21 protein-coding genes are annotated in these 22797 nt (G+C 73.3%); 7 read left to right on the top strand and 14 right to left on the bottom strand.

The window, feature by feature from the left end; translation table 11 throughout:
- Nucleotides 1-4: 4 nt before the first annotated feature.
- Genes ACH427_RS12185 through ACH427_RS12135 form a run of 11 tightly spaced genes read right to left on the bottom strand, consistent with a single transcriptional unit; the run spans nt 5 to nt 12273 of the window.
- Nucleotides 5-1045 (bottom strand): LLM class flavin-dependent oxidoreductase, encoded by a 1041-nt coding sequence (locus ACH427_RS12185; RefSeq protein WP_398869346.1) that lies wholly within the window; start codon nt 1043-1045, stop codon nt 5-7.
- Entirely contained in the window at nt 1042-1749 is a 708-nt protein-coding gene (locus tag ACH427_RS12180; protein WP_398869345.1) for an HAD-IA family hydrolase, read from the bottom strand. The genes ACH427_RS12185 and ACH427_RS12180 overlap by 4 nt, the downstream gene beginning before the upstream one ends.
- Nucleotides 1740-2696 carry a transglutaminase domain-containing protein gene (locus ACH427_RS12175; protein ID WP_398869344.1) on the bottom strand — a complete coding sequence of 319 codons (957 nt, stop codon included), beginning with the start codon at nt 2694-2696 and terminating at the stop codon, nt 1740-1742. The genes ACH427_RS12180 and ACH427_RS12175 overlap by 10 nt, the downstream gene beginning before the upstream one ends.
- Before the next feature lie 54 nt (nt 2697-2750).
- Nucleotides 2751-3899, bottom strand: a complete 1149-nt coding sequence (locus tag ACH427_RS12170; protein WP_398869343.1) for an LLM class flavin-dependent oxidoreductase — start codon at nt 3897-3899, stop codon at nt 2751-2753.
- On the bottom strand, nt 3896-5137 hold the full coding sequence (locus tag ACH427_RS12165; RefSeq protein WP_398869342.1) for a Gfo/Idh/MocA family protein: 1242 nt from the start codon (nt 5135-5137) through the stop codon (nt 3896-3898). The genes ACH427_RS12170 and ACH427_RS12165 overlap by 4 nt, the downstream gene beginning before the upstream one ends.
- Nucleotides 5137-5910, bottom strand: a complete 774-nt coding sequence (locus ACH427_RS12160; RefSeq protein WP_398869341.1) for an SDR family NAD(P)-dependent oxidoreductase — start codon at nt 5908-5910, stop codon at nt 5137-5139. Before ACH427_RS12160 ends, ACH427_RS12165 begins: the two co-directional genes overlap by 1 nt.
- Nucleotides 5907-8201 (bottom strand): AMP-binding protein, encoded by a 2295-nt coding sequence (locus tag ACH427_RS12155; RefSeq protein ID WP_398869340.1) that lies wholly within the window; start codon nt 8199-8201, stop codon nt 5907-5909. The genes ACH427_RS12160 and ACH427_RS12155 overlap by 4 nt, the downstream gene beginning before the upstream one ends.
- Nucleotides 8194-9345 (bottom strand): radical SAM protein, encoded by a 1152-nt coding sequence (locus ACH427_RS12150; protein ID WP_398869339.1) that lies wholly within the window; start codon nt 9343-9345, stop codon nt 8194-8196. Before ACH427_RS12150 ends, ACH427_RS12155 begins: the two co-directional genes overlap by 8 nt.
- A gap of 39 nt (nt 9346-9384) precedes the next feature.
- A complete protein-coding gene (locus ACH427_RS12145; RefSeq protein ID WP_398869338.1) occupies nt 9385-10167 on the bottom strand; it encodes a PIG-L deacetylase family protein in 783 nt (260 codons plus the stop codon).
- The gene (locus ACH427_RS12140) at nt 10164-11102 is read right to left on the bottom strand and encodes a glycosyltransferase family 2 protein (RefSeq protein ID WP_398869337.1); all 939 of its coding nucleotides are present in this window, start codon (nt 11100-11102) and stop codon (nt 10164-10166) included. Before ACH427_RS12140 ends, ACH427_RS12145 begins: the two co-directional genes overlap by 4 nt.
- Before the next feature lie 4 nt (nt 11103-11106).
- Nucleotides 11107-12273, bottom strand: a complete 1167-nt coding sequence (locus tag ACH427_RS12135) for a DegT/DnrJ/EryC1/StrS family aminotransferase (protein ID WP_398869336.1) — start codon at nt 12271-12273, stop codon at nt 11107-11109.
- Between the two features lie 711 nt (nt 12274-12984).
- Here ACH427_RS12135 and ACH427_RS12130 point away from each other — a divergent pair.
- The 6 genes from ACH427_RS12130 (at nt 12985) to ACH427_RS12105 (ending at nt 19705) form a co-directional block, all read left to right on the top strand.
- Nucleotides 12985-14526 (top strand): alkaline phosphatase family protein, encoded by a 1542-nt coding sequence (locus ACH427_RS12130; protein WP_398869335.1) that lies wholly within the window; start codon nt 12985-12987, stop codon nt 14524-14526.
- Nucleotides 14527-14607: 81 nt separating this feature from the next.
- The gene (locus tag ACH427_RS12125) at nt 14608-14889 is read left to right on the top strand and encodes a phosphopantetheine-binding protein (protein WP_398869334.1); all 282 of its coding nucleotides are present in this window, start codon (nt 14608-14610) and stop codon (nt 14887-14889) included.
- A 58-nt stretch (nt 14890-14947) separates the two neighbouring features.
- Nucleotides 14948-16354 (top strand): alkaline phosphatase family protein, encoded by a 1407-nt coding sequence (locus tag ACH427_RS12120; protein ID WP_398869462.1) that lies wholly within the window; start codon nt 14948-14950, stop codon nt 16352-16354.
- On the top strand, nt 16354-18189 hold the full coding sequence (locus ACH427_RS12115) for a B12-binding domain-containing radical SAM protein (RefSeq protein ID WP_398869333.1): 1836 nt from the start codon (nt 16354-16356) through the stop codon (nt 18187-18189). The genes ACH427_RS12120 and ACH427_RS12115 overlap by 1 nt, the downstream gene beginning before the upstream one ends.
- Entirely contained in the window at nt 18176-19255 is a 1080-nt protein-coding gene (locus ACH427_RS12110; protein ID WP_398869332.1) for a phosphopantetheine-binding protein, read from the top strand. Before ACH427_RS12115 ends, ACH427_RS12110 begins: the two co-directional genes overlap by 14 nt.
- Nucleotides 19256-19267: 12 nt before the next feature.
- Nucleotides 19268-19705 (top strand): type II 3-dehydroquinate dehydratase, encoded by a 438-nt coding sequence (locus ACH427_RS12105; protein ID WP_398869331.1) that lies wholly within the window; start codon nt 19268-19270, stop codon nt 19703-19705.
- Between the two features lie 29 nt (nt 19706-19734).
- Here the strand turns inward: ACH427_RS12105 and ACH427_RS12100 are convergent, their stop codons facing one another.
- Nucleotides 19735-20235 (bottom strand): hypothetical protein, encoded by a 501-nt coding sequence (locus ACH427_RS12100; RefSeq protein WP_398869330.1) that lies wholly within the window; start codon nt 20233-20235, stop codon nt 19735-19737.
- A gap of 57 nt (nt 20236-20292) precedes the next feature.
- Complete coding sequence (locus tag ACH427_RS12095) at nt 20293-21057, bottom strand: phytanoyl-CoA dioxygenase family protein (RefSeq protein WP_398869329.1); 765 nt, start codon at nt 21055-21057, stop codon at nt 20293-20295.
- A 92-nt stretch (nt 21058-21149) separates the two neighbouring features.
- Here ACH427_RS12095 and ACH427_RS12090 point away from each other — a divergent pair, with 92 nt between their 5' ends.
- The gene (locus tag ACH427_RS12090; protein ID WP_398869328.1) at nt 21150-21944 is read left to right on the top strand and encodes an LLM class F420-dependent oxidoreductase; all 795 of its coding nucleotides are present in this window, start codon (nt 21150-21152) and stop codon (nt 21942-21944) included.
- A 19-nt stretch (nt 21945-21963) separates the two neighbouring features.
- Here ACH427_RS12090 and ACH427_RS12085 read toward each other — a convergent pair whose 3' ends face one another.
- A complete protein-coding gene (locus ACH427_RS12085; protein ID WP_398869327.1) occupies nt 21964-22788 on the bottom strand; it encodes an LLM class flavin-dependent oxidoreductase in 825 nt (274 codons plus the stop codon).
- Between the last annotated feature and the right edge of the window lie 9 nt (nt 22789-22797).

Below are 22797 nucleotides of genomic sequence, written 5' to 3'. Positions count from 1 at the left end.
GGGCTCACTCCTCCGCTGCCTTGGCGGCGCCCGGCGCCACCTGGGGGACGACCTCGTGGAACAGGCGCTCCAGGCTGGTGGTGGCCGGGTAGTCGCGGAACCACAGCACGAACTCCGCCACGCCCGCGGCGACGAGACGCCGCGCGCGTTCGACGAGCTGCTCCGGCGTCCCGTACAGGCTGCGCCGCGCCAGCAGGTCGGGGTGGTGGCTCCAGAACAGCACCTCGTGCGGGGTGGCGAGCCAGCGGTCGCGGTCCAGCGCGGAGTCGAAGATCCGGCACTCCGCCGCCCACGCGTGCCGGACGCCGTCCGGATCGAGCCCGAGCTCCGTACGGCGGCGGCGGAACGCGGTGACGGCCGCGGCGACCTGACCGGGCTCGCCCGTCCACTGGATGTGCGCGCACTCCCGCACGGTGGCGTCGGCGGGCAGCAGCGCGCCGCGACCGGCGTCCCCGGCCGGGGCGCGCAGCGCGAGGGGGAGAGGGCGCTGCCGCGGGGTGGGCACGCAGTGCGCCGACGTCAGGCGGATGTGTTCCCCGGTGAAGGTGACGGGCTGTCCGCTCCACAGCGCGCGCAGGGCCTCGGCCGTCTCCCCGAGAGACCTGTGGGCCGCGGCCTCCTCCTCGTCGGGCTCCAGGCCCGCGGGCACCGCGTGCCCTGTCGAGTGATGCTCCGGGAGGTACTCGCGGGCGGAGAAGCCGAGGGTGAGGCGGCCGTCGCAGACGATGTCCAGGGCCGCCGCCCGCTTGGCGATCAGCGCGGCGTTGCGGAACGGCGGGGCCGAGGAGAGCAGCCCCAGATCAAGGCCGGGCACCGCGCCCGCGAGCGCCGCGAGCGCCGTCCAGCCCTCCCAGACCGGCTCGGGCTCGCGCCGGGGCAGGGTGTCCGTGCGGTCCAGCAGCCAGAGCCCGCCGCGGCCCTGCCGGCGGACGGTGCGGGCGGTCTCCAGGAGAAGCCGCCAGCCCTCGCGGCTGTCCGTTCCGGCCAGTTCGAGGTTGGTGCCCTGCGGGGCGACGACGCTCCAGCGCGGGGTCGCGGACGTCATGCGCGGCCGCCGCTGCGGACCAGCGCGAGCAGGCTCTGCGGCTTGTCGAGCAGGAAGTCGGGCCGCTCGGCGCTCAGTTGCCCGGGTGCGCCCTCGCCCCAGGTCGCGCCCACGGTGGCGGTTCCCGCGGCGCGGCCGCTGCGGATGTCGATCACCGCGTCACCGACCATGACCGCGCCCTCGGGCGCCGCGTCCAGCCGGCGCAGCGCCTCGCGCACGATGTCGGGGTGCGGCTTGGGCCTCGGCACCTCGTCGCTGCCCACCACTTCGTCCAGCAGGGGCAGCAGCCCGACGGCCTCCAGCACGGCGCGGGCCCGGGAGCCGGACTTGCCGGTGGCGATCGCGGTGCCGACGCCGTCCGCCCGCAGGTCCGCCAGCAGCTGCGGCACGTCCGGATACACCTCGACCTGGTCCATCATCCGGTGGCTCTCCCGGACGAACGGCTCCTCCAGTTCGCCGGGGAGACCCATCAGCCGCATGATGTCCGGGAAATAGCGGCCCTGGTGGGTGCGGTACTCGTCGAAGGGCGGCTCGCCCGGCCCCACCACTTCGCGGTAGGCCAGGGCGAACGCCTCGCGCATCACCGCGAAACTGTCGATGAGGACGCCGTCGAGGTCGAAGACGACCGTGGTGAACCGGGACGGGAACGAGGGGGAAGGCGCGTCCTTCGCGGCCTCCGGGATGGGCGGGGGGTTCACAGGCATGGCAGGAGCTCCGTGGGTAGGGACGTCGGGGCCCAGACCCCGGCGTGGCTGACGACTTTCGTGAAGCGGCCCGCGAGCCGGTGGTAGATGGCCCCCGGCGAGCTGTGCGGCGGGTGGGCCGCGGCGTCCAGCCCGCCCCAGGCGGCCATGGCCCGCAGCAGCAGCGGATCGGCCGGCACCCAGCGGCCGCCCACCAGGAACTCGGCCCAGCAGTGCGGTGTGGAGTACGGCTTGGCCACCAGCAGGCCGAAGGAGAACCGCACGTCGAGCCCGCGGCGCCGGCCCTCCGCCACCAGCCAGGCCGCCGCGCCGCCGCAGTCCGCCATGCGCGTGCTCCACAGGAACTCCGGGTCCCAGCGGATCGCTTCGGGCAGCAGGAAGAAGCCGACCGGCTCCAGGGTGCGCAGCAGGTCGAGGACGGCCGGGGGGAAGTCCGGCCAGTGGCCGCGCGACCGTACGTACAGCCGCGCCAGCGTGGTCTCCTGCGGTGAGGCGGCCTCCACCGGGCGGCGGGCGCCGGGCAGCAGCACGCCGTAGCGGCACGGGCCCGCGTGGCCGGGCACCGGGCAGGAGGCGGTGACGTCGACGCGGTAGCGGGGCCCTTGCGAGGCCGAGGCGGTCCGCAGGGAACCGGCCCACGAGCGGACGGCCCGGCGCTGCACCGAGGCCAGGCCCAGGTGCAGGGCCGCGTTGCCCAGGTCGTAGCCGTCGAAGAGGCGCGCCGCGCCCGTACCCACGAAGGGCACGCCCGCCTCGCACAGCGCGGACAGCAACTCCGGTCCGACGCGGTGCAGCCGGCGCGCGCTCTGCTCGTCGACGGTGAAGCGGCGGTGCTCGTCGGGCACGAGCAGCAGCCGTGCCACGAGTGCCTGGAGCTCCTGGGTGGAGGGGGGCCGGGCCGGCGTGTAGACGCTGATCTCCTCGGTCCTTTCGCCTGGACGGAACACAGCGGGACGGAAAGCGGACGGGACAGCGGGTGCGCCCGCCGATGGGGTGCCGCGTCAGTCGATGTAGCCGAGGGCCTGGAGGCGGGCCGCCACCTGCTGCTCGTCGCTCGCGGTGTACGCCGGCTCCTGCGGGCGCGGCGCGTAGGGGGTGAAGGGGCGCAGCGCCGGGGCCACTTCGTGGGCGAAGAGCTCCATGGACTCGGCCCGGTGCCGGTCCGCCAGCTCACCGAAGGCGAACTCGCCCAGCAGTGTGTCGAAATGACCCTCCAGGGACGCCGCCCTGATCCGGTCGGCCACGGTCGACGGCGAGCCGACGAAGACCAGGTTGTTCTCCAGCAGGAAGCGGAAGTCGCCGGAGCCCGCCAGGATGTCCGCCGTGCTGAGCCTGCTCGGCGGGGCGTGCTGATCGCGCGAGCGCGACACCGAGCCGTACCGCAGCGTCTTGGTGAACGTCTCGGTCATGTGCGCGGCCGCCCGCTCCTCCGCCTCGGCGTCCGTCCGGGCCACATGGACCAGCGTCCAGTAGCCGATGCGCGGGTCCGTCACATGGCCGTGGCCCCGCCACCAGTCGAGGTAGTGCCGGTAGACCAGCGCCATGGACGCGCGCGGCACGATCATCGTGGAGCTGGTGTGGGCACCGGCCTCGCTCAGATAGCGCAGGGTGTTGCGGTTGGTGGTGGGCACCCACACGGGCGGGTGCGGGCGCTGCACCGGCGGGAAGGACAGGTTGATGTCGCGCAGCCGGTGCGCCGGTCCGTCGAAATCGAAGGCGCCCTGAGCGGCGGACGCGGCGCGCAACAGCTCCAGGGCCTCCCGGGTCAGGAGGTGCCGGTTGTCGAAATCGGCGCCGAAGGGCAGGAAGGGATCACGGCTGACCCCCGAGGCCAGCCCCACCTCCAGGCGTCCGCCCAGGAGCTGGTCCAGGGTCGCGACCTCCTCGACCAGGTGCAGTGGGTGGCGCAGCGGCGGCACCCAGCCCATCGGCCCGACCCGGATGCGCTCGGTGCGCAGCGCCGCGCCGGTGCAGAAGACCGCGGGCGAGGGCATCCAGCTCTCGTGCGGCGTGCAGTGGTGCTCCACGGAGAAGGCGTAGTCGAAGCCGAGGCGGTCGGCGTCCTCGACCTCGCGCCAGAGCTCTTCATAGCGCTCGCCCGGCGTGATCCCGGGACGGCCCCAGACATGGGAGAAATAAGCGAATTTCATTGGCTTCCCCGGGTGGGCAGGACACGTGGACAAGTGGGCGTGCCGGGCGCCGCGTCGCTCTCCGGCGGGCGCAGGGGGGAGGGTGGCTCGACACCGGCGGCCGAATAGATGTGGTCGATGCAGGAGGCCAGGATGGTCACTTCGGCCATCGAGCCCTCGCCCAGGCCCGACACCGGGCCCTGCCCGTCGGCCGAGCCGCCGAGCCGGCGGGCGAGTTCGTCCACCTGCCGCTTGTATTCGACGCCCACGGGCTCGTCGGGCAGCGCGATGGTCTCCTCCACCCCCTGGCGCAGGACCACCAGGCTCGACTTCCGCAGCCGGTGCGGGCTGAACCCGAAGGTGCCGCGCAGCGTGGCCACTCCCTCGGTGCCCTCCACCGTGATCGTGGTGACGTCCAGCGCCTGGTGGGAGGCCCAGCGCGTCTCCAGGGAGATGCCCACGTCGGTGTCGGTGACGAGGAAGCCGCGGGCGGTGTCCTCCACCGTCTCCCCGGGCCCGGACCGCGCGGTGCCGGAGGAGCGCCGGCTCCAGTCGGCCGTGGCCTCGCCCCGGCTCATCCAGTCCGCCGACATCGTGCTCGCCGCCCGGACCACGCGCGGCCACCCCAGCAGGTGCAGCCCCACGTCCAGCAGGTGCCAGCCCAGATCCAGCAGCGCACCGCCGCCGGCGAGCCGCCGGTCGACGAACCAGCCGGTGCGCTGCGGGATGCCGGTGGCCCGGATCCAGCTCAGCCCGACGCTGCGCACGGCGCCCAGCGAGGGCAGCAGCTCCGCCAGGCGGCAGACGTCGGTGCGGTGCCGGGCGGCGCTCCAGGCGTAGAGGGTGATGTCCCCGATGCTGCCGCCCCGCGCCTGGTGGTCCAGGGCGAGAGCCTGGGCCTCGAAGAGCGTGCGGCACACCGGCTTCTCGACGAACACCGGCACGTCCCGCTCCAGCAGGGCCTTGGCCACGGGGAGATGGAGGTGGTTGGGCAGGGCGATGATGGCCGCGTCCACGCTTCTCGGAGCGATCTCCTCCGGTCTGCTCAGGACGCGCGTCGGCGTGCCCTCCGGCAGGGCCGACCTGGCGGCCACGGGGTCGTCGTCCACGAGGAAGTCGACCCGGAACGCCGGGTGTTCCGCCAGCAGCGGCAGCCACACCTTGCGCGAGACCCACCCCGCGCCCAGCACGGCCATCCGCAGGGGCTCGCGCGCCGTCTCCGGCGGTGTCACGACGGGTGCCTTTTCCGTGAAAGTCATCAGAAGCGGGCACCGCCGTCGACGACGAGCGTATTGCCGTTGACATAGGAGGCCGACGGCGACAGCAGGAACGACACCGCCGCCGCGACCTCCTCGGGCTCGCCGAGCCGCCCCGCCCCGATGAACTGGAGGACGAGATCGCGCTCGGCCTCCGAGAAGTCCATCACCTCGGCCCGGATCGCCCCGGGCGCGACGACGTTGACGGTGATGCCGTGCTTGCCGACCTCGCCCGCCACCGAGGCCGCCCACGGCTGGAGCGCCCCCTTGGTGGCGGCGTACGCGCTGTGGCCGGGCAGCCCGCTGGTCCCGGCCCGGGAGCCGAAGAGCACGATCCGCCCGTACTTGGCGCGCATCATCGGCTTCAGGCACGCCTTGGCGAGGTTGACCGAACCGGCCAGGTTCACCCGCAGCAGCTTCTCCAGGCTCCGGGTGTCCGTGGCCATCGCCAGCCTGCGGGTGCGCAGACCCGCGGCCGCCACACAGCCGTCCAGCCGTCCGAACCGCTCGACGGCCGCGGCCACCAGCGCGTCGGCGCCCGCGGGTTCGCCGAGGTCCGCCGCGACGGGTACGAGCGTGCCGCCCTGGCCCTCCACCTGCTCCCGCAGCTTGCGGATCGCCTGCTCCCCGCTGTGGTAACCCGCGACGACGGTGGCGCCGAGCGCGGCGAGCTCCAGCGCGCACGCGCCGCCTATCTGCCCGGACGCGCCCGAGACCACGACCACGCGGCCGCTCTGTCCCAGGCGCTCCGTGGCCCGGTCGGTGACGCTGCTCATGAACCGGCCTCCTTGGCGATGATCAGATGACAGGGGGACGCGTCCAGCGGCACGTGCCGCGCGACCTCCGCCCCCTCTTGCAGCAGCCCGGCGATCAGATCGCCGGTGGTCGGCCACGCGGTCCCGCCGTGCGTGAGCCAGTCCAGGGCCAGTTCGCTCCCCGGCCCGGACGGCGGCAGGAAGACGTCGTCGACCAGCAGCCGCCCGCCCGGCCGCAGGGAGCCGAGCAGGGCACCGAGAGCGCTGCCGGGCCCCGGGCCGTGCACCGCGTTGGCGACCACGCAGAAGTCGGCGTCACCGGCGGGCAGGCGCGGGCCGACGGTCACCCTGCCCGCCTCGACGGCCGCGGCGACGGCCGGGGAGAGCGGCCCGCTGAGCCGGCCGACGGTGACCAGATGGCCGGTCGCCTCGGGATCCAAGGTGAGCAGGCGCTCCAGATAGCGGCCCGGACCCGCGGTCACCTCCACCGTCCGCGCTGCCGGCCCCGGCCGCAGGAGCCGCAGACCGAGCGCGGCCCTGGCCCGTGCGCCGGGGCCGTCCATCGCGCCCTGGTACAGCGGCACGAGCGGATCGAGAGTCTCCGGCGGGCTCTCGTCGAAGGGGCGCCGAGCCGTCCCGCGCCGGGCGACGGCGGCGAGCTCCTCGCGGGTGACCAGCCCCCGGGAGAGGTGCTCCTCCAGTGCCACGAACGCGGCCAGCTCCCCGGCCCGGACCCGTGCCCCGGGCGCCTCCGCCTCGGTGGTCAGCACCCCCAGGGCGGTGGCCGTGCGCAGCAGCCACTCCAGGGCATCGGCGTCACACCCCAGCTCTCCGGCGAGGAGCGCCGTGTCGGCGCCCCGGGCGAGCGGTTCCAGCGCGCCCAAGTCGTGCAGGGCGAAGAGCACTTCGGAGGTCTTGTACGCGCGGGCGGCCTCGACAGCGCCCCGGGTGAGGCGGTAGACGGACGCCGCCCGCACCTTGCCGGTAGCGTTGACCGGCAGGCTCTCCCGCAGGACGAACTCGTCGGGCACCTTGTGCGGGGCCAGCTCCCGGCGGGCGTGCTCGCGCAGCGCCCCGGGGGTCAGGCCGGGCGCCGCCGGCGCGACCTCCGCGACGATCCCGTCCTCGCCCTGGTGCCGCCCCCGCCGGGCGCCGACCCGCACGTTCACCACGTCCGGGTGCGCGCGCAGCACCTCCTCGATCTCCAGCGGGGAGACCCAGCGCCCGCCCCGGCGGATCGCCCGGTCCTCCCGTCCCAGGATGCGCAGGCCCCCGGGCACGGCCACGGCGAGGTCGCCCATGGCGTACGGCTCTCCGTCCACCCGCACGCTCAGCAGCCCCGGGGTGCCGGGAGGCGGCACCATGCCGTCCCGGCCGGTCAGTTCGCACTCCACGCCGGGCAGGGGAGCGCCGGCGCACAGGGGCTCCAGGCCCGCCGGCCCGGCGAGCACGGCGCCCGTCTCCGTGGATCCGTAGTTCCGGGCGAGGCCAGTCCCGAACGCCTCGGTGAACGCGCGGTCCAGCTGCTCGTCCACCGGTCCCGCGCCCACCATGGCCAGCCGGAGGGCGGGCGCGGCGGCCGCTCCCGGAGGCCGTCCGGCCGCTGCTCCCCGCAGCCGACGGGTCGCCAGCAGCCGGGCCACACTGGGCACCAGGGCCACCACCGTCGCGCCACCGGACAGCTCCGCGGCGATTTGGCCCAGGGCGGCCGGCGGTACGGGGCGCAGCGCGGCCCCCGTCAGCAGGCCGCCGAACAGCCAGCCCAGCGCGTAGGCGTGGGACAGCGGCACCGGCAGCAGGAGGGTGTCCTCCCCCGTGAGGCCGACCCCGTCGCGGTAGCGGCGGCCCTCCGCGAGCAGGCTCTCCTCGCTGCGGGCGACGAGCTTGCTCGCGCCGGTCGACCCCGAGGTCGGGAGCAGAACGGCGGACCCGCCGCCGGAGTGCTCCCCGGGCGGGCCGGTCAGCGCCGGTCGGAGTTCGCCGGTCCCGGGGACGACCAGGGATCTGCCGCCCCCGGCCGCGCGCAGCAGTCGCGCGGTCTCGGTGTCCGGTGTGCCGGGTTCGAGCAGCAGGGGCCTGGCGCCGGACGCCAGCAGCGCGAGGAAGGCGACGACCCACTGCGGGCTGTTGGGTGCGCGCAGGGCCACGGCCTCGCCCTCCACCGCCTCGGCCTTGAGCGCCGCCGCGGCCGTACGCACCTGCTCCAGCAGGGCGCTCGCGTCGGTCCCCGGCAGCGGCGTCCGGCCGGCCGGCAGCCGCTCCACCGCGCCCAGGAGGGTGTCCGCCTCGTGACCGCCTGTCGGCTCAGTCATGGCCGCCCTGGAGGTAGTCCGCCTTCGCGTCGCTGAGCATCTGCCGGATGCGGGGCGGGGAGTAGGTGGGGGCGGCGCACAGCTCGTCGAGGGTGATCTCGTCCTCGAAGTACATCGAGAGCGTGTCCCAGGGCGTGAAGCAGCCGTGGCACGCCTTGAGCCGGGGCTTGGGGGCGAGCAGGGCCCGGTAGAGGCCGCTGGTGCCGACCGTGTCCAGCATCTCGCTCCAGTCCTCCTCCAGGGCGTTGCCCATGTCGGAGAACCAGATGTTGGGGCAGGGGGTGACCACGCCGTCGCTGAAGCTGGAGACGACCAGCCGCGGCAGGTGGCAGCGGAAGGTGCGGCGTCCCTCGCGGTAGAAGCTGGTCAGCCGGTCGAAATAGGGCCGCGGCGGGAGGACCCGCGCGAACTCGTCATAGCGGTCGATGAGTTCCTGGATGTGGCCGAACTGCTCCGGCCGCACCTTGAAGTCCTCCGAGTCCGGGCCCCGCACCGGGAAGGGGAAGAACACGGGAGGCCGGGAGAACCCCGACAGCCACTCGGCGAACGCGCAGACCTCGGTGACGCTCCGGTCGTTGAGCACCGTGTAGATCTCCACCGGCAACCCCGAGTCCAGGATCCGGGCGATGGCGGCGACGACCTTCCCGTGCAGGCCCTCCGACGGCACCCGGTGGCTGTTGCCGTGGTGGAGATGGCTGTCGAGGGAGACCTGGAGCACGACGTTGCCCCACGAGCGGAACCGCTCCAGGTGCTCCTCGCGCACCAGGACGCCATTGGTCTGGACGACCAGCACGTCGTACTTGCGGGCCTCCTGCTCCAGGAAGTCCATGATCCCCCGGACGAGGAAGATCTCGCCCCCGGTCACCTTCAGCAGCGGCAGGCCGAAGCGGTCCCGGAGCCGGTCGGCGACCTTGTCCATGCGCTGCCCGAGCCCGCTGTCCTTGGCGTAGCTGTCGCGCCGCGGGGGCTCGAAGATCAGCTGGAGGGAGTGCCCCTCCTTGAGGTTGCTCTGTCCGGTGAGGCAGTAGGTGCAGCTGAGGTTGCAGGAGTCCTCGTTGATGACCAGGTCGTTGCCGATCAGCGGCAGGCGCCGCCTGGTGCCCGCGTCGGGGGCGGCCGTCGGAGGATGGGTGTTACGGGACATGAGTGGCCTCTCTGGTGGTGGGGCTGCGCGCGGCGTGGGTCACGGCCCCCTTTCCACGAGTGCGGGCCGGGCCTCGCCCCGGTCGTCCCGGCCGACGGGCACCCAGTGGCGGTCGGCGTGCACCGGCCCGCCGGCCCCGCCGTGCGCGCGGGCGCGGGCGAGCAGGGCCTCGCGCAGGGCGGCGACCCCGCCGAAGTGGGCGCCGGCCTGGCTGGTGTAGTGACCGGCGGCGGTGAGCCAGCGGTCCACCGCCGCGGACGGCAGCCGCTCCGTGCGCGGCCGCAGGTTCGCGTGATCACGCTCGCGCAGCCGGTAGGGGAAGTCCTCGTAGAAGACGGTGCGGGCGGGGGCCAGAGCCTCCACCGCGCCGCGGACCAGGCGGTGGTCGACATGCCGGCCCGCCGCCAGGGGGGCGTGGACGCTCGCCGCCCCCGCGCACAGCGGCCGCAGAGCCGCCCGGACCTCGTCCAGCAGGGGCAGGTCGGCCGGGTGCCAAGGGCCGAACAGCCGGCGCGGGGAAGCGTAGCGATAGGTGCCCGAGGCCGTGCGCAGGGCCGCGTCCGTGAAGTCCAGCGGCACATGGCGCACGCCCAGTTCGGCGCACGCCGCCCGGTCCTCGGCCTGGCGCACCGCGGGATCGGCGGCGGCGCGCCACGACCCGGGCGCCCCGGCCGCGGGCCCGGCGAAGACCGTGACGACGGTCGGCCGCAGGCCCTCGGCGACCCAGCGCGCCAGCCGCCCGCCCAGGGACCACACGGCGTCGTCCGCGTGCGGGGAGAGCACCACGGGCCCCTGCGGCACGGTGGCCGGTATGCCGCTCACCGGGCGGCGTCCCGTGCCGGTGCGGCCTCTTCGGCCTGGACGGCGCGCACATACGCCTCGGGCGTGCCCTCCGGCCCGAGCAGGGCCTCCAGGGCGCGCACCGACGGGTGCGGATGGGTGGTGGAGAAGTGCGTCAGGTTGCGGTGGTGCTGCTCCCAGCGGCCGGGGCGGGCGTGGCTGAGATGCACGCCGAGGGCGCCGGGGGCGAGGGTCCTGCGCAGCCCGGCGGCGTGCAGGCGGAATCCGAACTCCAGGTCCTCGCACCCCCAGGTGCGCCCGAACTCCTCGTCGAATCCGCCGGTGCGCTCCCATACGGCCCGGTCGAGGGCGGTGTTCGCGCCGATGAAGCCGAGCCAGGGCGCGACGTCCGGCAGGGAGCCGCCGGCCATGGCCTCCACGGCCCGCTCCAGGGCGTTGGCGACGAGCCGCCGGTGCGGCGGGCGCCGCTCCGGGGTGGCCGGGGAGGCGGGTTCGAGGTCGGCGCGGGCGCGCCGGACCTCGGGTGGAGGGGCCCCGTCGACCGTGGCGAGGAACCGTGCGGCGGTGGGAAGTTCGCGGAGCCGGCCGTGGGTGAAGGCGCCCGGGTCCGCGGCGCCGGCGTGTGCCGCGAGGAATCCGGGGCCCACCAGGACGTCGTCGTCGAGGAAGACCAGCCGGGGCGCGAGGGCCGCGGCGGCCCCGGCGTTCCGGGCGGCGGCCCGCCCCCGCAGCGGACCCCGCACGACACGCAGCGGGATCAGCTCGCCCATCTCGCCTGCGGCCGCCGACAGTTGACCGCCCCCGTCGTTGTCGTCGACGACGACGACCTCGAAGGAAGGCGTCCCCGGGCCGGATCCGGTCAGGCACGCGAGGGTCGCGCGCAGGCGTGCCGCGGGTCCCCGGCTGGGGACGACGACGCTCAGCCGGGGCGCGGTGCTGCCGTGGGGGGTCCGCATCGGGTCAGAGCGCGCCGACGAGGCCGGAGAAGATCTCCGCCAGCCGGTCCAGCGTCGGTGTGTCGGCGAGCAGTACGCGATGGTGCAGCCAGAGGCAGTCGCTGCCGATCTCCTCCGCCACGGGACAGTTCTTGGCCAGCTCCTCGGCGTCCGCCGACGCCGGGCCGCGTGCGAAGCCCTCGGTGCGGTAGACCGGCGGGAAGCCGACGAACGCGGGCACCCCCCGCTCGACCAGCGCGTCGACCAGGGCGAGGCGGCGCGCGGCGGAGATCCCGGGCAGCCGGACCATGGCCATGTAGTGGGAGTGGAGATCGCCGCGCTCGTCGCGCCCCTGCGGCACCACTCCGTCGATGGTGGCCAGCGCTGTGCGCAGCCGCGCCCAGCTCTCCTCACGGATGCGCAATTGCCCCTTCAGGCGTGTCAGTTGAGCGCGCAGGACGCTCGCGGAGAACTCGTTCATGCGGTAGTTGGAGCCCTGCGTCAGATGGCGGTAGACGCGGTCCCCGGGCGGGCGTCCGCAGCAGTGCTGGAGGAACGCCTCGCGGTGGGAGTCGTCGTCGGGCAGCAGCAGGGCGCCGCCTTCACCCGCGGTCATCAGCTTGCCGTTCTGGAAGCTGAAGGCGGCGAGCGAGCCGAGTTCCCCGACCCGTCGGCCCTGCCACTGCGCGCCGTGGGCGTGCGCCGCGTCCTGGAGGACCGGTACGCCCGCGGTGAGGGAGAGCTTCTCCAGGGCGTCCATATCGGCGAACTGGCCCGCCATATGGACCGGCATGATCGCCTTGGTCCGCGGGGTGACCAGCGCCGCGGCGGCGTCGACGTCGAGGCAGTAGGTGTCGGGCCGTACGTCCGCCGGCACCGGCACCGCGCCCACGCGCTGCACGGCCAGCGACGACGAGATGAAGGTGAACGCGGGGACGATGACCTCGTCACCGGGGCCGATCCCCATGACCCCCAGGGCGAGTTCCAGGGCGTGGGTGCCGTTCGTCGTCGCGATCGCGTGCGGGGCGCCGTGATAGTCGGCGAATTCCCGCTCGAAGAGGCCGACCTCCTGCCCCGCGTCGCGCCACCACCCCTTCTGGTCCAGGGCCCGGAGAAGACCGGCGCGCTCCTCCGCGCCGTGCTGCGGCCATGAGGGAAAGGACAGGACGTCATCACCGGACGTTGGTGTCATTGAGCAGCCTTTCGGTCCTGCGGGTGCGGCATGGGCGGCTTCGGGCGCTGTACGGCTGACGGATGGGTGCCGAGTCCGTGGTGACTTCGGATGTCTTCGGGGGCCGTTGTGCACGGCTCGTTTCCGTTGTGTTCACCCTGCGCCGAGGCGGTGCGTGACCCGACGGGAATCACCGTTCCTCGGGGGCGAGGAGGAAATCCGGCCCGCGGCGTGAGGCCGGCCGGAGCGGGCATGTGATCCGGCCCCCGGTCGTGGGCCGGATCACATGCCAAGCACGAGCCTCCATAGGGCAGTTGCCGGAGTCAACACCCTTGCCGGGAAGCTCTGCCCCGGCCCCCGGTGGGCGGTGGATTCTCGTCAGCAGGGTGGTTGAGCTGTGAAATTACCTTTTACCGGAGTGAATTGGGCCAGTTCACGGACGCTCCGGCAGTGCCCTAGGCCGCGTTGTCCCGCGTCGAAGTGGCTCAAACCGCATGCCTGGAGGGAGCGCGCGGCGTCGCGTATGGTGGGCCGGGCAGCGTCCTGGTATGTGCTCTGTGCATGGTTCATTGAGCCGAATCCGACTCCGGACCTCGGATCCGGGCGCCCTACGGCCACCGTTGTGCGGTCTGTGGACGCACCGGTGAGGGGCTGTTACAGTCCTCGGATCATCGATGAGCGGCGGTTTCCGCCTGCAATCATGATGAGTTTTTCAGAGCTGGAGGCAATTTCGTGCCACCCTCTCCCCGCGCCCTCGTCATCGGAATCGACGGAGGCACATTCGATACGGTCGACCCGCTGATCGAGTGCGGTCTGCTGCCCCATATGGCGAAGCTGCTGCGCGAGAGCGCCGGCGCCGCCACGGACTGCACCTGGCCCGCCCACACGGCGCCGGGGTGGAGCACGTTCGTGTCCGCCAGCGACCCCGGCGGCCACGGGATCTATCAGTTCTACGACACCCAGGACCCCGCCTACGGGGCCCGTGTCACGCGCTCCGGCGATCTGGGCAGGTCCAGCGCCTGGGACTGGTTGGCCGCGCAGGAATACTCGCTGGGCCTCGTCAACATCCCCATGTCGCACCCGCCGGCCGACCTCCCCGGCTACCAGGTCACCTGGCCGCTGGAGCGCACCCTCAAGCACTGCCGCCCGGATTCCCTGCTGCGCGAACTGGCCGCCGCCAAGGCCCACTTCCAGTCGGACCTCGCGACCATGTTCCGGGGCGACATGGCCTATCTGGAGGAAGCCGAGCGCAATGTGGCCGCGCGGGTCCGCTCCGTACGGCACCTGATGACCACCCGGCCCACCGACGTCGTGATGGTCGTGCTCACCGAGGCAGACCGGGTCGGCCACCACTACTGGCACTTCGGCGACCCCTCTCACCCCGGCCACCGGGCGGCACCCGAAGGCAGCGGCTGGGATGTCGCCATGCCCCGGATCTACCGGGCCATCGACCAGGCGGTCGGCGAACTCCTGGAGCTGGTGGACGAGGACACCTCCGTCGTGCTCGTCTCCGACCACGGCCTGGGCCCGGGACGGCACGGCCTCGCGGTGCACACGCTCCTGGAGGAGGCCGGACTGCTGGCCACCGCGCCGGGGGAGGAGCCGCAGGACACGGCGGCGAGCTGGTTCGCGGGCGGCGGGCGCCACGTCGACTTCCGCCGCACCAGCGTCTACATGCCCGTGCCCGGCAGCTACGGCCTCAATGTCAATGTGCGGGGCCGCCAGCGGCGCGGCACCGTCGCCCCCCGCGACCGCGCACGGGTCATGGACGAGGTCGCGGACCTGCTCTCCGGGCTGACCGGCCCCGAGGGGGAGCGGGTCTTCCGGGCCGTCCGCCCGCGCGAAGAGGCGTACCCCGGGCCGCACACGGGCCGGGCACCCGACCTCCTCCTCGTCCCGCAGGACGAGACCGTGCTCCCCGTCCCCGACCTCGGCGGAGAGGTGTGGCGGCCGAGCGCGCAGACCGGCCTGCACCGCTACCGCGGCATGTGGGCCCACCGCTCGCCCCGCGTCCGCCCTGGCCGGTTGCCCGGCACCGTCGCGCTCACCGACACCCTGCCCACCCTGCTCACGGACCTCGGGGCCGCGTGGCCGAAGGACATCCACGGCCGCCCCGTGACCGCCGTCCTCGACGACGGCGTACGCCTCCCGCCCGCCGATCCCCGGGTCGAGGCCACCGGCGCCCCGGCCACCACGAGCCCCGCCACGGTCGCGGCCGCCGGCGGCGAGGACGCCTACACCAGTGACCGCCTGCGCGAAATGGGCTATCTGTAACCACCGCCGGGCCGTACCGGCGCTTGTCCCCACCGGAGTCCCGCCGTCCGCGGCGGTGTGGAGGAGAGAGGTTTGTCTGTCATGGAGACCCTGACCACCGACAAGATCAAGGACCGGCTGCGCAAGGTGCTCGTCGACTCCCTCGAACTGTCCCTGGAACCCTCGGCCGTGCCCGACGAGGGGCTCGTGGAGAAGCTCGGGCTGGACTCGATCAACACCATCGAATTCCTCATCTGGGTCGAGAGCGAATTCGGCATAGAGATCGCCGACGAGGACCTGTCGATCAAGCTCATCGACAGCCTCGACCTCCTCGCCGGCTATGTGTCCGAGCGCATGAGCGGCGTCACCGCGCCCGCCGAATGACGACCGCGCGCGCTCTTGCCCCCGGCCCGGCTCCCCGCAGCGGAAGGACGTGAGCACGATGGACCGGCACGCCCTGGTGATCGGGCTCGACGGCATGCCGAGGACCCTGCTGACCCGCCTGGCCGGCGACGGGACCATGCCGCACACCGCGGCGCTGCTCGCCGAGGGCCACTGCGCGGAACTGCTGGCACCCGTACCGGAGATCAGCTCCACCTCCTGGGCCACCTTCCTCACCGGCACCAACCCGGGCCGGCACGGCATCTACGGCTTCACCGACCTCACCCCGGGCGAGGGCTACCGCATCCGCTTCCCCGGTGTCGAGCAGCTGCGCGAACCCCCGCTGTGGGAACTCGCCTCCCGCGCCGGCCGCAGGACCCTGTGCCTGAACGTGCCGGGCACCTACCCCGCCCCCGCCATCGACGGCGTGCTGGTCTCCGGCTTCGTCGCCCCCGAACTGGAGCGCGCCGTCAGCCCGCCACGGCTGCTGCCCCTGCTGCGCGGCCTCGACTACGAACTCGACGTCGAGGTCGGTGACGTCGCCGCCGACCCGGCGGCCTTCCTCGGACGCGCCGTCCGGGCCCTGCGCGCCCGCACCCGGGCGATGGAACGCCTCCTGCGGCAGGAGGCGTGGGACCTCGCCGTCGCCGTGCTCACCGAGACCGACCGCGTCCACCACTTCCTGTGGCGCGCCGTCGCCGACCCCGCCGACCCCCTGCACGGGGACGTCCTCGGCTTCTACCGCCTCGTGGACGACTGCGTGGCCGCCCTGGTGCGCACCCTCCCGCCGGGCGGCGAACTCTTCCTGATGAGCGACCACGGCTTCGGCCCCGCGGCCTGTCAGGTCTATCTCAACGCGTGGCTCAGGGAGTCCGGCTGGCTGGCCGGGCTCGACGCGTGTCCGGACCTCACCGCGGTCGACGCGCGCAGCACCGCCTTCGCGCTCGACCCCGCCCGCGTCTACCTCAACCGCAAGAGCCGCTTCCCCGGCGGCGGCCTGACCGACGCGGAGGCGGACGAGGCCGCCCACGAGATCGCGCGGGAGCTGGCCGCCTTGCGCTGCGACGGCACCCGCCTCGGCCCCGATGTCGACGGACCGCTCCTCGTCCGTGCCCTCTACCGCGCCCCGGAGGTCTACCACGGCCCGATCCTGGGCAACGCCCCCGACCTGGTGGCCGTGCCCGCCCCCGGTGTGCAGCTGCGCGGCGGCTGGGGCGGCACGGCCACCGTGCGCGATGACATCCTCACCGGCACGCACACCCGCGACGACGCGGTCTTCTACCGCCGAGGCGCGCCCGTCCCCGGGGCGGCCGGCGGCCCGCTCGACATGACCGACGTGGCCCCGACCGTCCTCGCCTCCCTGGGCATCCACCCCGGCGGGCTCGACGGCGCGGCTGTGCTCGGCACGACGGGACCCGCGTCCGCCCGCGGCCGTACGGATCCCCATCCCGACATCAGGGAGTTCTGATGAAGCACGACCTCGGTCTGGCACCATCGGCACCCAAACCGGGCACACTCGACCTGGCCCTGGACCCGCGCATCACCGATCCCGCGTCCTTCCGGGTCAGTTTCCTGATCCTCCTCGACGGCGACCTCGTGATGTCCCCCGAACACCTCGGCGTCGCCTATATGGCCAGCGTGCTGCGCCACACCGGCTTCACCGCGGAGATCCGGGAGGTGGAGCACGGCGACGACGCGGCGGCCGCCACCGTCGAGGCACTCAAGGAATTCCGCCCCGACCTCGTCTGCTTCACCCTGATGAGCCTGAACCTGGGCAGCTGCCTGACCCTGTGCCGGCTGCTGCGGGAGGAGCTGCCGGGGACGACGATCGCCTGCGGCGGCCCCGCCGGCACCTTCGCGGGCCTCGACGTCCTGCGGAACAACCCCTGGACCGACGTCGTCGCCGTGGGGGAGGGCGAGCCCACCATCCTCGACCTCGTCCAACGGCTCTGCCTCAAGGAGCCGTTGTCCGCCTGCAAGGGCATCTGCTACCGCGACGAGGACGGCACCCCGCGCCAGAACCCCGCCCGCCCCCTGATCCACAATCTGGAGGACCTCCCCTTCCCCGCCCGGGACCAGCTCAGCCAGCACGGCGACAAGCTGGAGTACGTCCGGGTGAGCACCAGCCGGGGCTGCGTAGCCAACTGCGCCTTCTGCTCCGCCCCGCACCTGAAGAACCGCGTCCAGGCGGGCAAGGCGTGGCGCGGTCGCGGGCCGGAACAGATCGTGGACGAGGTCGCCGAGATCGTCGCGCGCCACCAGTTCCGGACCTTCGACTTCGTCGACTCCACCTTCGAGGACCCCGACGGCGGCCGGGTGGGCAAGAAACGGGTCGCGGCCATCGCGAACGGCATCCTGGAGCGCGGCCTCGACATCTACTACAACGTCTGCATGCGGGCCGAGAACTGGCACGACACCCCCGAGGACCACGCCCTGCTCGATCTGCTGGTCGCCTCGGGCCTGGAGAAGGTCAACGTCGGCATCGAAGCCGGCACCGCCGAGGAACTGCTGCTCTGGGAGAAACGCGCCACCGTCGAGGACAACGTCACCATCATCAGGATGCTGCGGGAACACGGCATCTATCTCGCCATGGGGTTCATCCCCTTCCACCCGTACGCGACCCTGGAGACGATCGTCACCAACGCGGCCTTCCTGCGCGACAATTCCGGGCACAATCTCCGGCGCATGACCGAGCGCCTGGAGATCTACCCCGGCACCGCCATCGTGAGCCGCATGCGCACCGACGGACTCCTGTGCGAGAGCTATCTCGAAGGGCTCGACCCGTACGGCTACGAATTCAAGGACCCGCGCGTCGGACGGCTCGCCAAGCATTTCGCCCAGTTGTACAACAACGACGACTACCACCGGCACGGCGTCATCACCGAGCAGTCCTCCGTCTTCGCCTTCGAGACCTACAACGTCGTTCTCCAGACCTTCATCTCCCGGCTGCACCGCCGGTTCACCTCCCTGCCGGGGGTGGACGAGGTGATGGAGAACTTCAAGGACCGGGTGCACGAGATCCGCCAGGAGATGGGGCAGCACAATTACGCCTTCTTCATGTCCAATGTCGAGGCGGTCATGAACGATTCCCTCGACCCGGAGAAGCAGAGCCGGCAGGTGGTGGACGTCGAGCACTTCTTCCGCGACCGCCTCGACCTGCTCCGCAGCGAACAGCTGCGCGTCGGCATGGCCCTCACCCGGCTCGGTGCCCGGGTGACGGAGGTCAGCTCGACCATCCCCAGGGAACGCCCCGGCGGACTGCCGCGCCAGTACACGGGAGAGGGCAGCGGTGCCACGTGGTGAGACGGAAGCCGCCACGGCACGGGTGGCGGTCTGCACGCTGAGCAGCAGGGAACTGGTCACCCCCCTGGCCCGGTTGCCCGGCGTGGCCGTCGCCGGCACGCTGATGACCGCCAACCTGGGCATCGAGCAGGTGATCAAGGCCCTGCGGCACGACCGTACGGTCCGCGGCCTGCTCGTGTGCGGCCGCGACTCGCCCCGCTTCCTCGCCGGTCAGAGTCTGATCGCCCTCTTCCAGCACGGCCTCCGCCCCGAGGACGGGCACATCCGGGGAGCCATCGGCTACCTCCCGGTCCTGAGATCGGTGACGGAGCGGGAGATCGACGAGGTACGCGCCCGCGTCGAGCTGGTCGACGCCCGCGGCGTGCGCGACGAGGGGACGCTGCGCGCCGAGGTCGCGGCGCTCCTCGCACGGGTACGGCGCGCACCGGACCGCCAGCCCCGCGACCACGACACGGATCAACCACGCTTCAGCGGACCCGGGTTCGGGCGCCTGCACCCGGTGGGCCGGCGCCGCTCCCTGGACGCGGGCATCGGCGGCTTCGTCCTGATCAGCCTCGACCGCGAGCACCGGCGTATCCTGCTGCGCCACTACACCTCCGAGGTGATGCCCTGCCATGAGATGTGGGGCACCCGCGGGGAGTCGATGCTGCTCGGGCTGCTGGAGGCCGGGGTCATCGAGGACCCCGCCCACGCCGGATACCTCGGCGCCGAACTGGCCAAGGCCGAGACGGCGTTGCGGCTCGGCCTGCACTACGAACAGGACCTGCCCCTGCGCCCGCCGGGCCGCCCGCCCGGCCGCCCGCGGCGCCGGACCCCGAAGGAGCGAACGACCATGGAACGAGCGCCCGCGCTGGAGGACTTCCTGCGTCTCGTGACGAGGACACTGGGGGCCGAGGACGCCGTCCTGGACCCCCACACGCCGCTCGGTGAACAGCTGGCGGTGGACTCCGCCCGGCTCATCGAACTCACCGTCGTCCTGGAGGAGGAGCTCGGCGCCGACCTCCCCGACGACGCCGACCTGGCCAGAGCCACCCCCGCGGAACTCCACAAGTCACTCGTGGGCTGAGAGGAGACCGGCATGCGCAGCGTGTTGTTGCTCAACGGACCCAATCTGGGGACCCTCGGCAAACGGCAGCCGGAGATCTACGGCACCGAGACCCTGGCCGAGATCGAGGCCGCCGTGGCCGAGGAGGTGGGGGCGCGCGGCTGGCGGCTGGTCTCCGAACAGCGCAACGGCGAGGGAGAACTGGTCGATGTGCTCCAGAGCCACCACGACGTGGTGGGAGCCGTGGTCAACCCCGGGGCCCTGATGATCGCGGGCTGGTCACTGCGCGACGCGCTCGCCGACTTCGCCCCGCCCTGGGTGGAGGTGCACCTGAGCAACGTATGGGGGCGGGAGGCGTTCCGGCACACCTCCGTCACCGCCCCGCTGGCCTCCGGTGTCGTGATGGGGATGGGAGCGCTCGGCTATCGGCTGGCCGCCCGTGCCCTCACCCGGCTGGTTCCCGAGAGCTGACGGTGACGCGGACCGGCGCGTACGCACGCTCAGGCGGGCCACACCCGCAGCTCCTCCTTGATCACCTGGGCGCCGGCCCGGTCGCACGCCCCGGGCAGCGGACAGGCCGCCGGGAGGATCCGTACGGTGAAAGGCCCCTCGGTCAGACCGCGCCAGGCCGGGACCACGGCGCGGTGGCGGTCCACCGCCGCCGAGACCAGGACGGTGACGGGGCAGGGCAGCTGGCCGAAGCCTTCCTCCGCCTCCCCGCCCGGTCCGCGGTCGCCGAGCCACAGCAGCACATGGACCGGCGGGCGTGCCGCCCGCCCGGCGGCCCGCAGCGCCGCGCCCAGCCCGGCACCGGCGCAGAACAGCGCCCACGGCCCGCCGTCCCCGGCCGCCTCCGCGATCGCGTCGAGGCCGTGGTCCGCGGCCAGTTCGGGGGCGAGCGCCTCCCGCCAGCCCTCCGCGTCCGGCCCGTCCGTCACGGTGACCAGCCGGACCACCGGCACCACCAGGCCCCCGGCGTTCCCCTCAGCCGTTCGCGACATGTCCGCGTCCTCTCTCCCGCACCGCCCCGGCCCCGTCCGCTCTCCCGCCCGGCGCCGCTACGGCAGGCCGTCGGTCATCCCGAGGGAGAAGTAGTTCTCGTACCCCAGCAGCCGGCGCAGCTCGGGCGTCGCGCGGGTGGCGACGTCCTCCCGCAGGCCCGAGAAGAAGTTCTGCTGCTGCCGGACGTAGCCGCGGCAGTAGTAGTTGAGGATGCCGTGCCGTGGCCGGCCGGTGGAGTTGGCGCCCGTCTGGTGCCAAAGGCGCCCGTCGAAGACCATCACGCTCCCGGCCGGCGCGCACACGGGGACCGACTCGGTGTTCCCCTCGCCCCGGTCGTAGTCCGGCTGCCGGCCCAGCAGATGGGAGCCGGGCACCAGGCGGGTCGCGCCGTTGTCCTCGGTGAAGTCGTCCAGCATCCACATGCTGTTGGCCACCAGCGGATACGGGGGCCACGGCGGCCGGGCGAAGGTCTGGTCGGCGTGCAGATGCATCCGGGAGCCGCCGGGACCCGCGATATTGGCGTGCGTGCTGGAGAGCAGGAAGCCGAAGCCCAGGATCTCCTCCATCAGGCGCATGACGGTGGGGTCCTGCACGTTCTGCTCGAATTCCTCGCCCTTGTTCAGCAGGCTGAAGACGCGTTGGTTTCCGCCGTCGTAGAGAAAAGCCGAACCGTTCTCACGCTCCTGCTCGGCGACCTCCAGCAGCCGCCCTCTGAGCTTTTCGAAGACCGCGGCCGGCAACGGGCACTCGATCAGGCAGTATCCGGATTCGACCAGATCCCGGGAGGCTTTCTCGACGTCATTCGTCAAAGTCGCATCCATATGGCGAGGCTAGCAGCCGAAATCTGGCCCGCACCATAGCGCGAAAAACGCCGGTCCATGATTTTTTCATGTGTGGGAAGGACGGATTCTCCATGGCACACACATCGCCGCCGGACGGTCCCCTCCGCATCGGGGTCTGGCTGGCCCCTCAGCACACCTCGGTGGCCGAGCTGCGGGCCGCCTGGCGGGCGGCCGACTCCCTGGGCGCCGACTCGCTGTGGCTGTGGGACCACTTCTTCCCGCTCACCGGGGACCCCGACGGCAGCCACTTCGAGGCGTGGACCCTGCTGGCGGCCATGGCCGCCGACACCCGCGCCGCCCGGCTGGGCACCCTGGTCTCCAACTACGCCTACCGCAACCCCGACCTCCTGGCGGACATGGCCCGCACGGTCGACCACCTCAGCGACGGCCGGCTGATCCTCGGCATGGGCGCCGGGTGGGTCGAACGCGACCTGAAGGAGTACGGATACCCGGCCCCCGGCGCGGGGGAGCGGGTGGCGGGGCTCATCGAGGCGGTCGAGCGCGTCGACCGCAGACTCGGCAGGCTGTGCCCCGGCCCGCTCGGCGAGCTCCCCCTGCTCATCGGCGGCGACGGACAGCGGCGCCTGCTGCGCTTCGCCGCCGAACGCGCCGCCGTCTGGAACACCATGGCCTGGCGCTTCGCCGAGGGCAACCGCGTGCTGGACCAGTGGTGCGCGCGGGTCGGCCGCGACCCGGCGGAGATCGAACGCAGCGCCTTCGTCACCCGCGACCAGACCGACGAGGAGCTGCGCCGCCTGGTGGCGATGGGTGTCCAGCACCTGATCTTCCAGGTCGGGCACCCCTTCCGCTTCGACGGGGTGGAGCGGGCCCTGCGGTTCGCCGGCGGCTGGCGCGCCGGCCGCTGAAGGGGCGGCCGCGCCGCCCCTAGAGCAACGCGTCCGCCAGCCGGTCCACTTGGGACAGCGCCGCCGCCGTGGGGTGCAGGACGACCTCGTCCACCCCGCCGTCGGCGAGCGCCGAGACCGCCTCGCGCAGCTGTCCTGCGGTGCGCGGGGTCTTCGCCACGAACTCCTCCGCTTCCTCGCCCAGCACCGCGAAGTAGTCCCTGACGAAGGCCGCCGACTCCTGTGCCACGTCCTCGCCCAGGGTGTAGCGCGCCAGCGCCACCACGCGCGGCGCCCCCGCGCGCCCCGCCTCGCTCCAGGCGCGGCGCACCCGCCCGGCGACCGGCACGATCTTCCCCGGCTCCAGTCCCGGCGCCGTCCAGCCGTCGGCCCAGCGCACCACGCGGCGCACCGCGGCCGCGCTGACCCCGCCGACCAGGACCGGCACGCCGGGCCCGTCCGCGCCCGGCCCGGCGCCCCGGCCCAGCAGCTCCAACTGCTCCTCGAACGCCGCGCGCCGGTCGCCGAAGACGCGTCCCGCGGCCTCGAAGTCGTCCTCGCGCACCCCGGGCCCGACCCCCAGCGTGAACCGCCCGCCCGACAGCGAGTCCAGACTCGTGACCGCCTTCGCCAGCACCGGCGCGGTGCGCAGCGGGCCGATCAGGACATTGGTGAGCAGCCCGATCCGGGAGGTCGCCCCGGCCGCCGCCGCCAGCGCCAGCAGCGGGTCGAGGCCCGGATACACCAGGCGCTCGGTGGCCGCGAGCGAGGCGAATCCCCGCTCCTCCGCCCGCCTTGCCCAATCGGTTATCAGATGTCCGTCCACGCCGGGCACGGTGTTCGGCAGAGCGATGCTGATCTTCATTGGTCTCCC

The organism is Streptomyces sp. NPDC020379, from assembly GCF_044387105.1.
Taxonomy (GTDB): domain Bacteria; phylum Actinomycetota; class Actinomycetes; order Streptomycetales; family Streptomycetaceae; genus Streptomyces.
The sequence above is the reverse complement of the archived record's forward strand: the minus strand, read 5'-3'. Positions and strand labels throughout refer to the sequence as shown.

Coding starts and splice junctions, on each gene's coding strand:
- ACH427_RS12185 (WP_398869346.1), bottom strand. CDS start 1,045: ATGACGTCCGCGACCCCGCGCTGGAGCGTCGTCGCCCCGCAGGGCACC.
- ACH427_RS12180 (WP_398869345.1), bottom strand. CDS start 1,749: ATGCCTGTGAACCCCCCGCCCATCCCGGAGGCCGCGAAGGACGCGCCT.
- ACH427_RS12170 (WP_398869343.1), bottom strand. CDS start 3,899: ATGAAATTCGCTTATTTCTCCCATGTCTGGGGCCGTCCCGGGATCACG.
- ACH427_RS12165 (WP_398869342.1), bottom strand. CDS start 5,137: ATGACTTTCACGGAAAAGGCACCCGTCGTGACACCGCCGGAGACGGCG.
- ACH427_RS12160 (WP_398869341.1), bottom strand. CDS start 5,910: ATGAGCAGCGTCACCGACCGGGCCACGGAGCGCCTGGGACAGAGCGGC.
- ACH427_RS12155 (WP_398869340.1), bottom strand. CDS start 8,201: ATGACTGAGCCGACAGGCGGTCACGAGGCGGACACCCTCCTGGGCGCG.
- ACH427_RS12150 (WP_398869339.1), bottom strand. CDS start 9,345: ATGTCCCGTAACACCCATCCTCCGACGGCCGCCCCCGACGCGGGCACC.
- ACH427_RS12140 (WP_398869337.1), bottom strand. CDS start 11,102: ATGCGGACCCCCCACGGCAGCACCGCGCCCCGGCTGAGCGTCGTCGTC.
- ACH427_RS12135 (WP_398869336.1), bottom strand. CDS start 12,273: ATGACACCAACGTCCGGTGATGACGTCCTGTCCTTTCCCTCATGGCCG.
- ACH427_RS12125 (WP_398869334.1), top strand. CDS start 14,608: ATGGAGACCCTGACCACCGACAAGATCAAGGACCGGCTGCGCAAGGTG.
- ACH427_RS12120 (WP_398869462.1), top strand. CDS start 14,948: ATGGACCGGCACGCCCTGGTGATCGGGCTCGACGGCATGCCGAGGACC.
- ACH427_RS12115 (WP_398869333.1), top strand. CDS start 16,354: ATGAAGCACGACCTCGGTCTGGCACCATCGGCACCCAAACCGGGCACA.
- ACH427_RS12105 (WP_398869331.1), top strand. CDS start 19,268: ATGCGCAGCGTGTTGTTGCTCAACGGACCCAATCTGGGGACCCTCGGC.
- ACH427_RS12100 (WP_398869330.1), bottom strand. CDS start 20,235: ATGTCGCGAACGGCTGAGGGGAACGCCGGGGGCCTGGTGGTGCCGGTG.
- ACH427_RS12095 (WP_398869329.1), bottom strand. CDS start 21,057: ATGGATGCGACTTTGACGAATGACGTCGAGAAAGCCTCCCGGGATCTG.
- ACH427_RS12090 (WP_398869328.1), top strand. CDS start 21,150: ATGGCACACACATCGCCGCCGGACGGTCCCCTCCGCATCGGGGTCTGG.
- ACH427_RS12085 (WP_398869327.1), bottom strand. CDS start 22,788: ATGAAGATCAGCATCGCTCTGCCGAACACCGTGCCCGGCGTGGACGGA.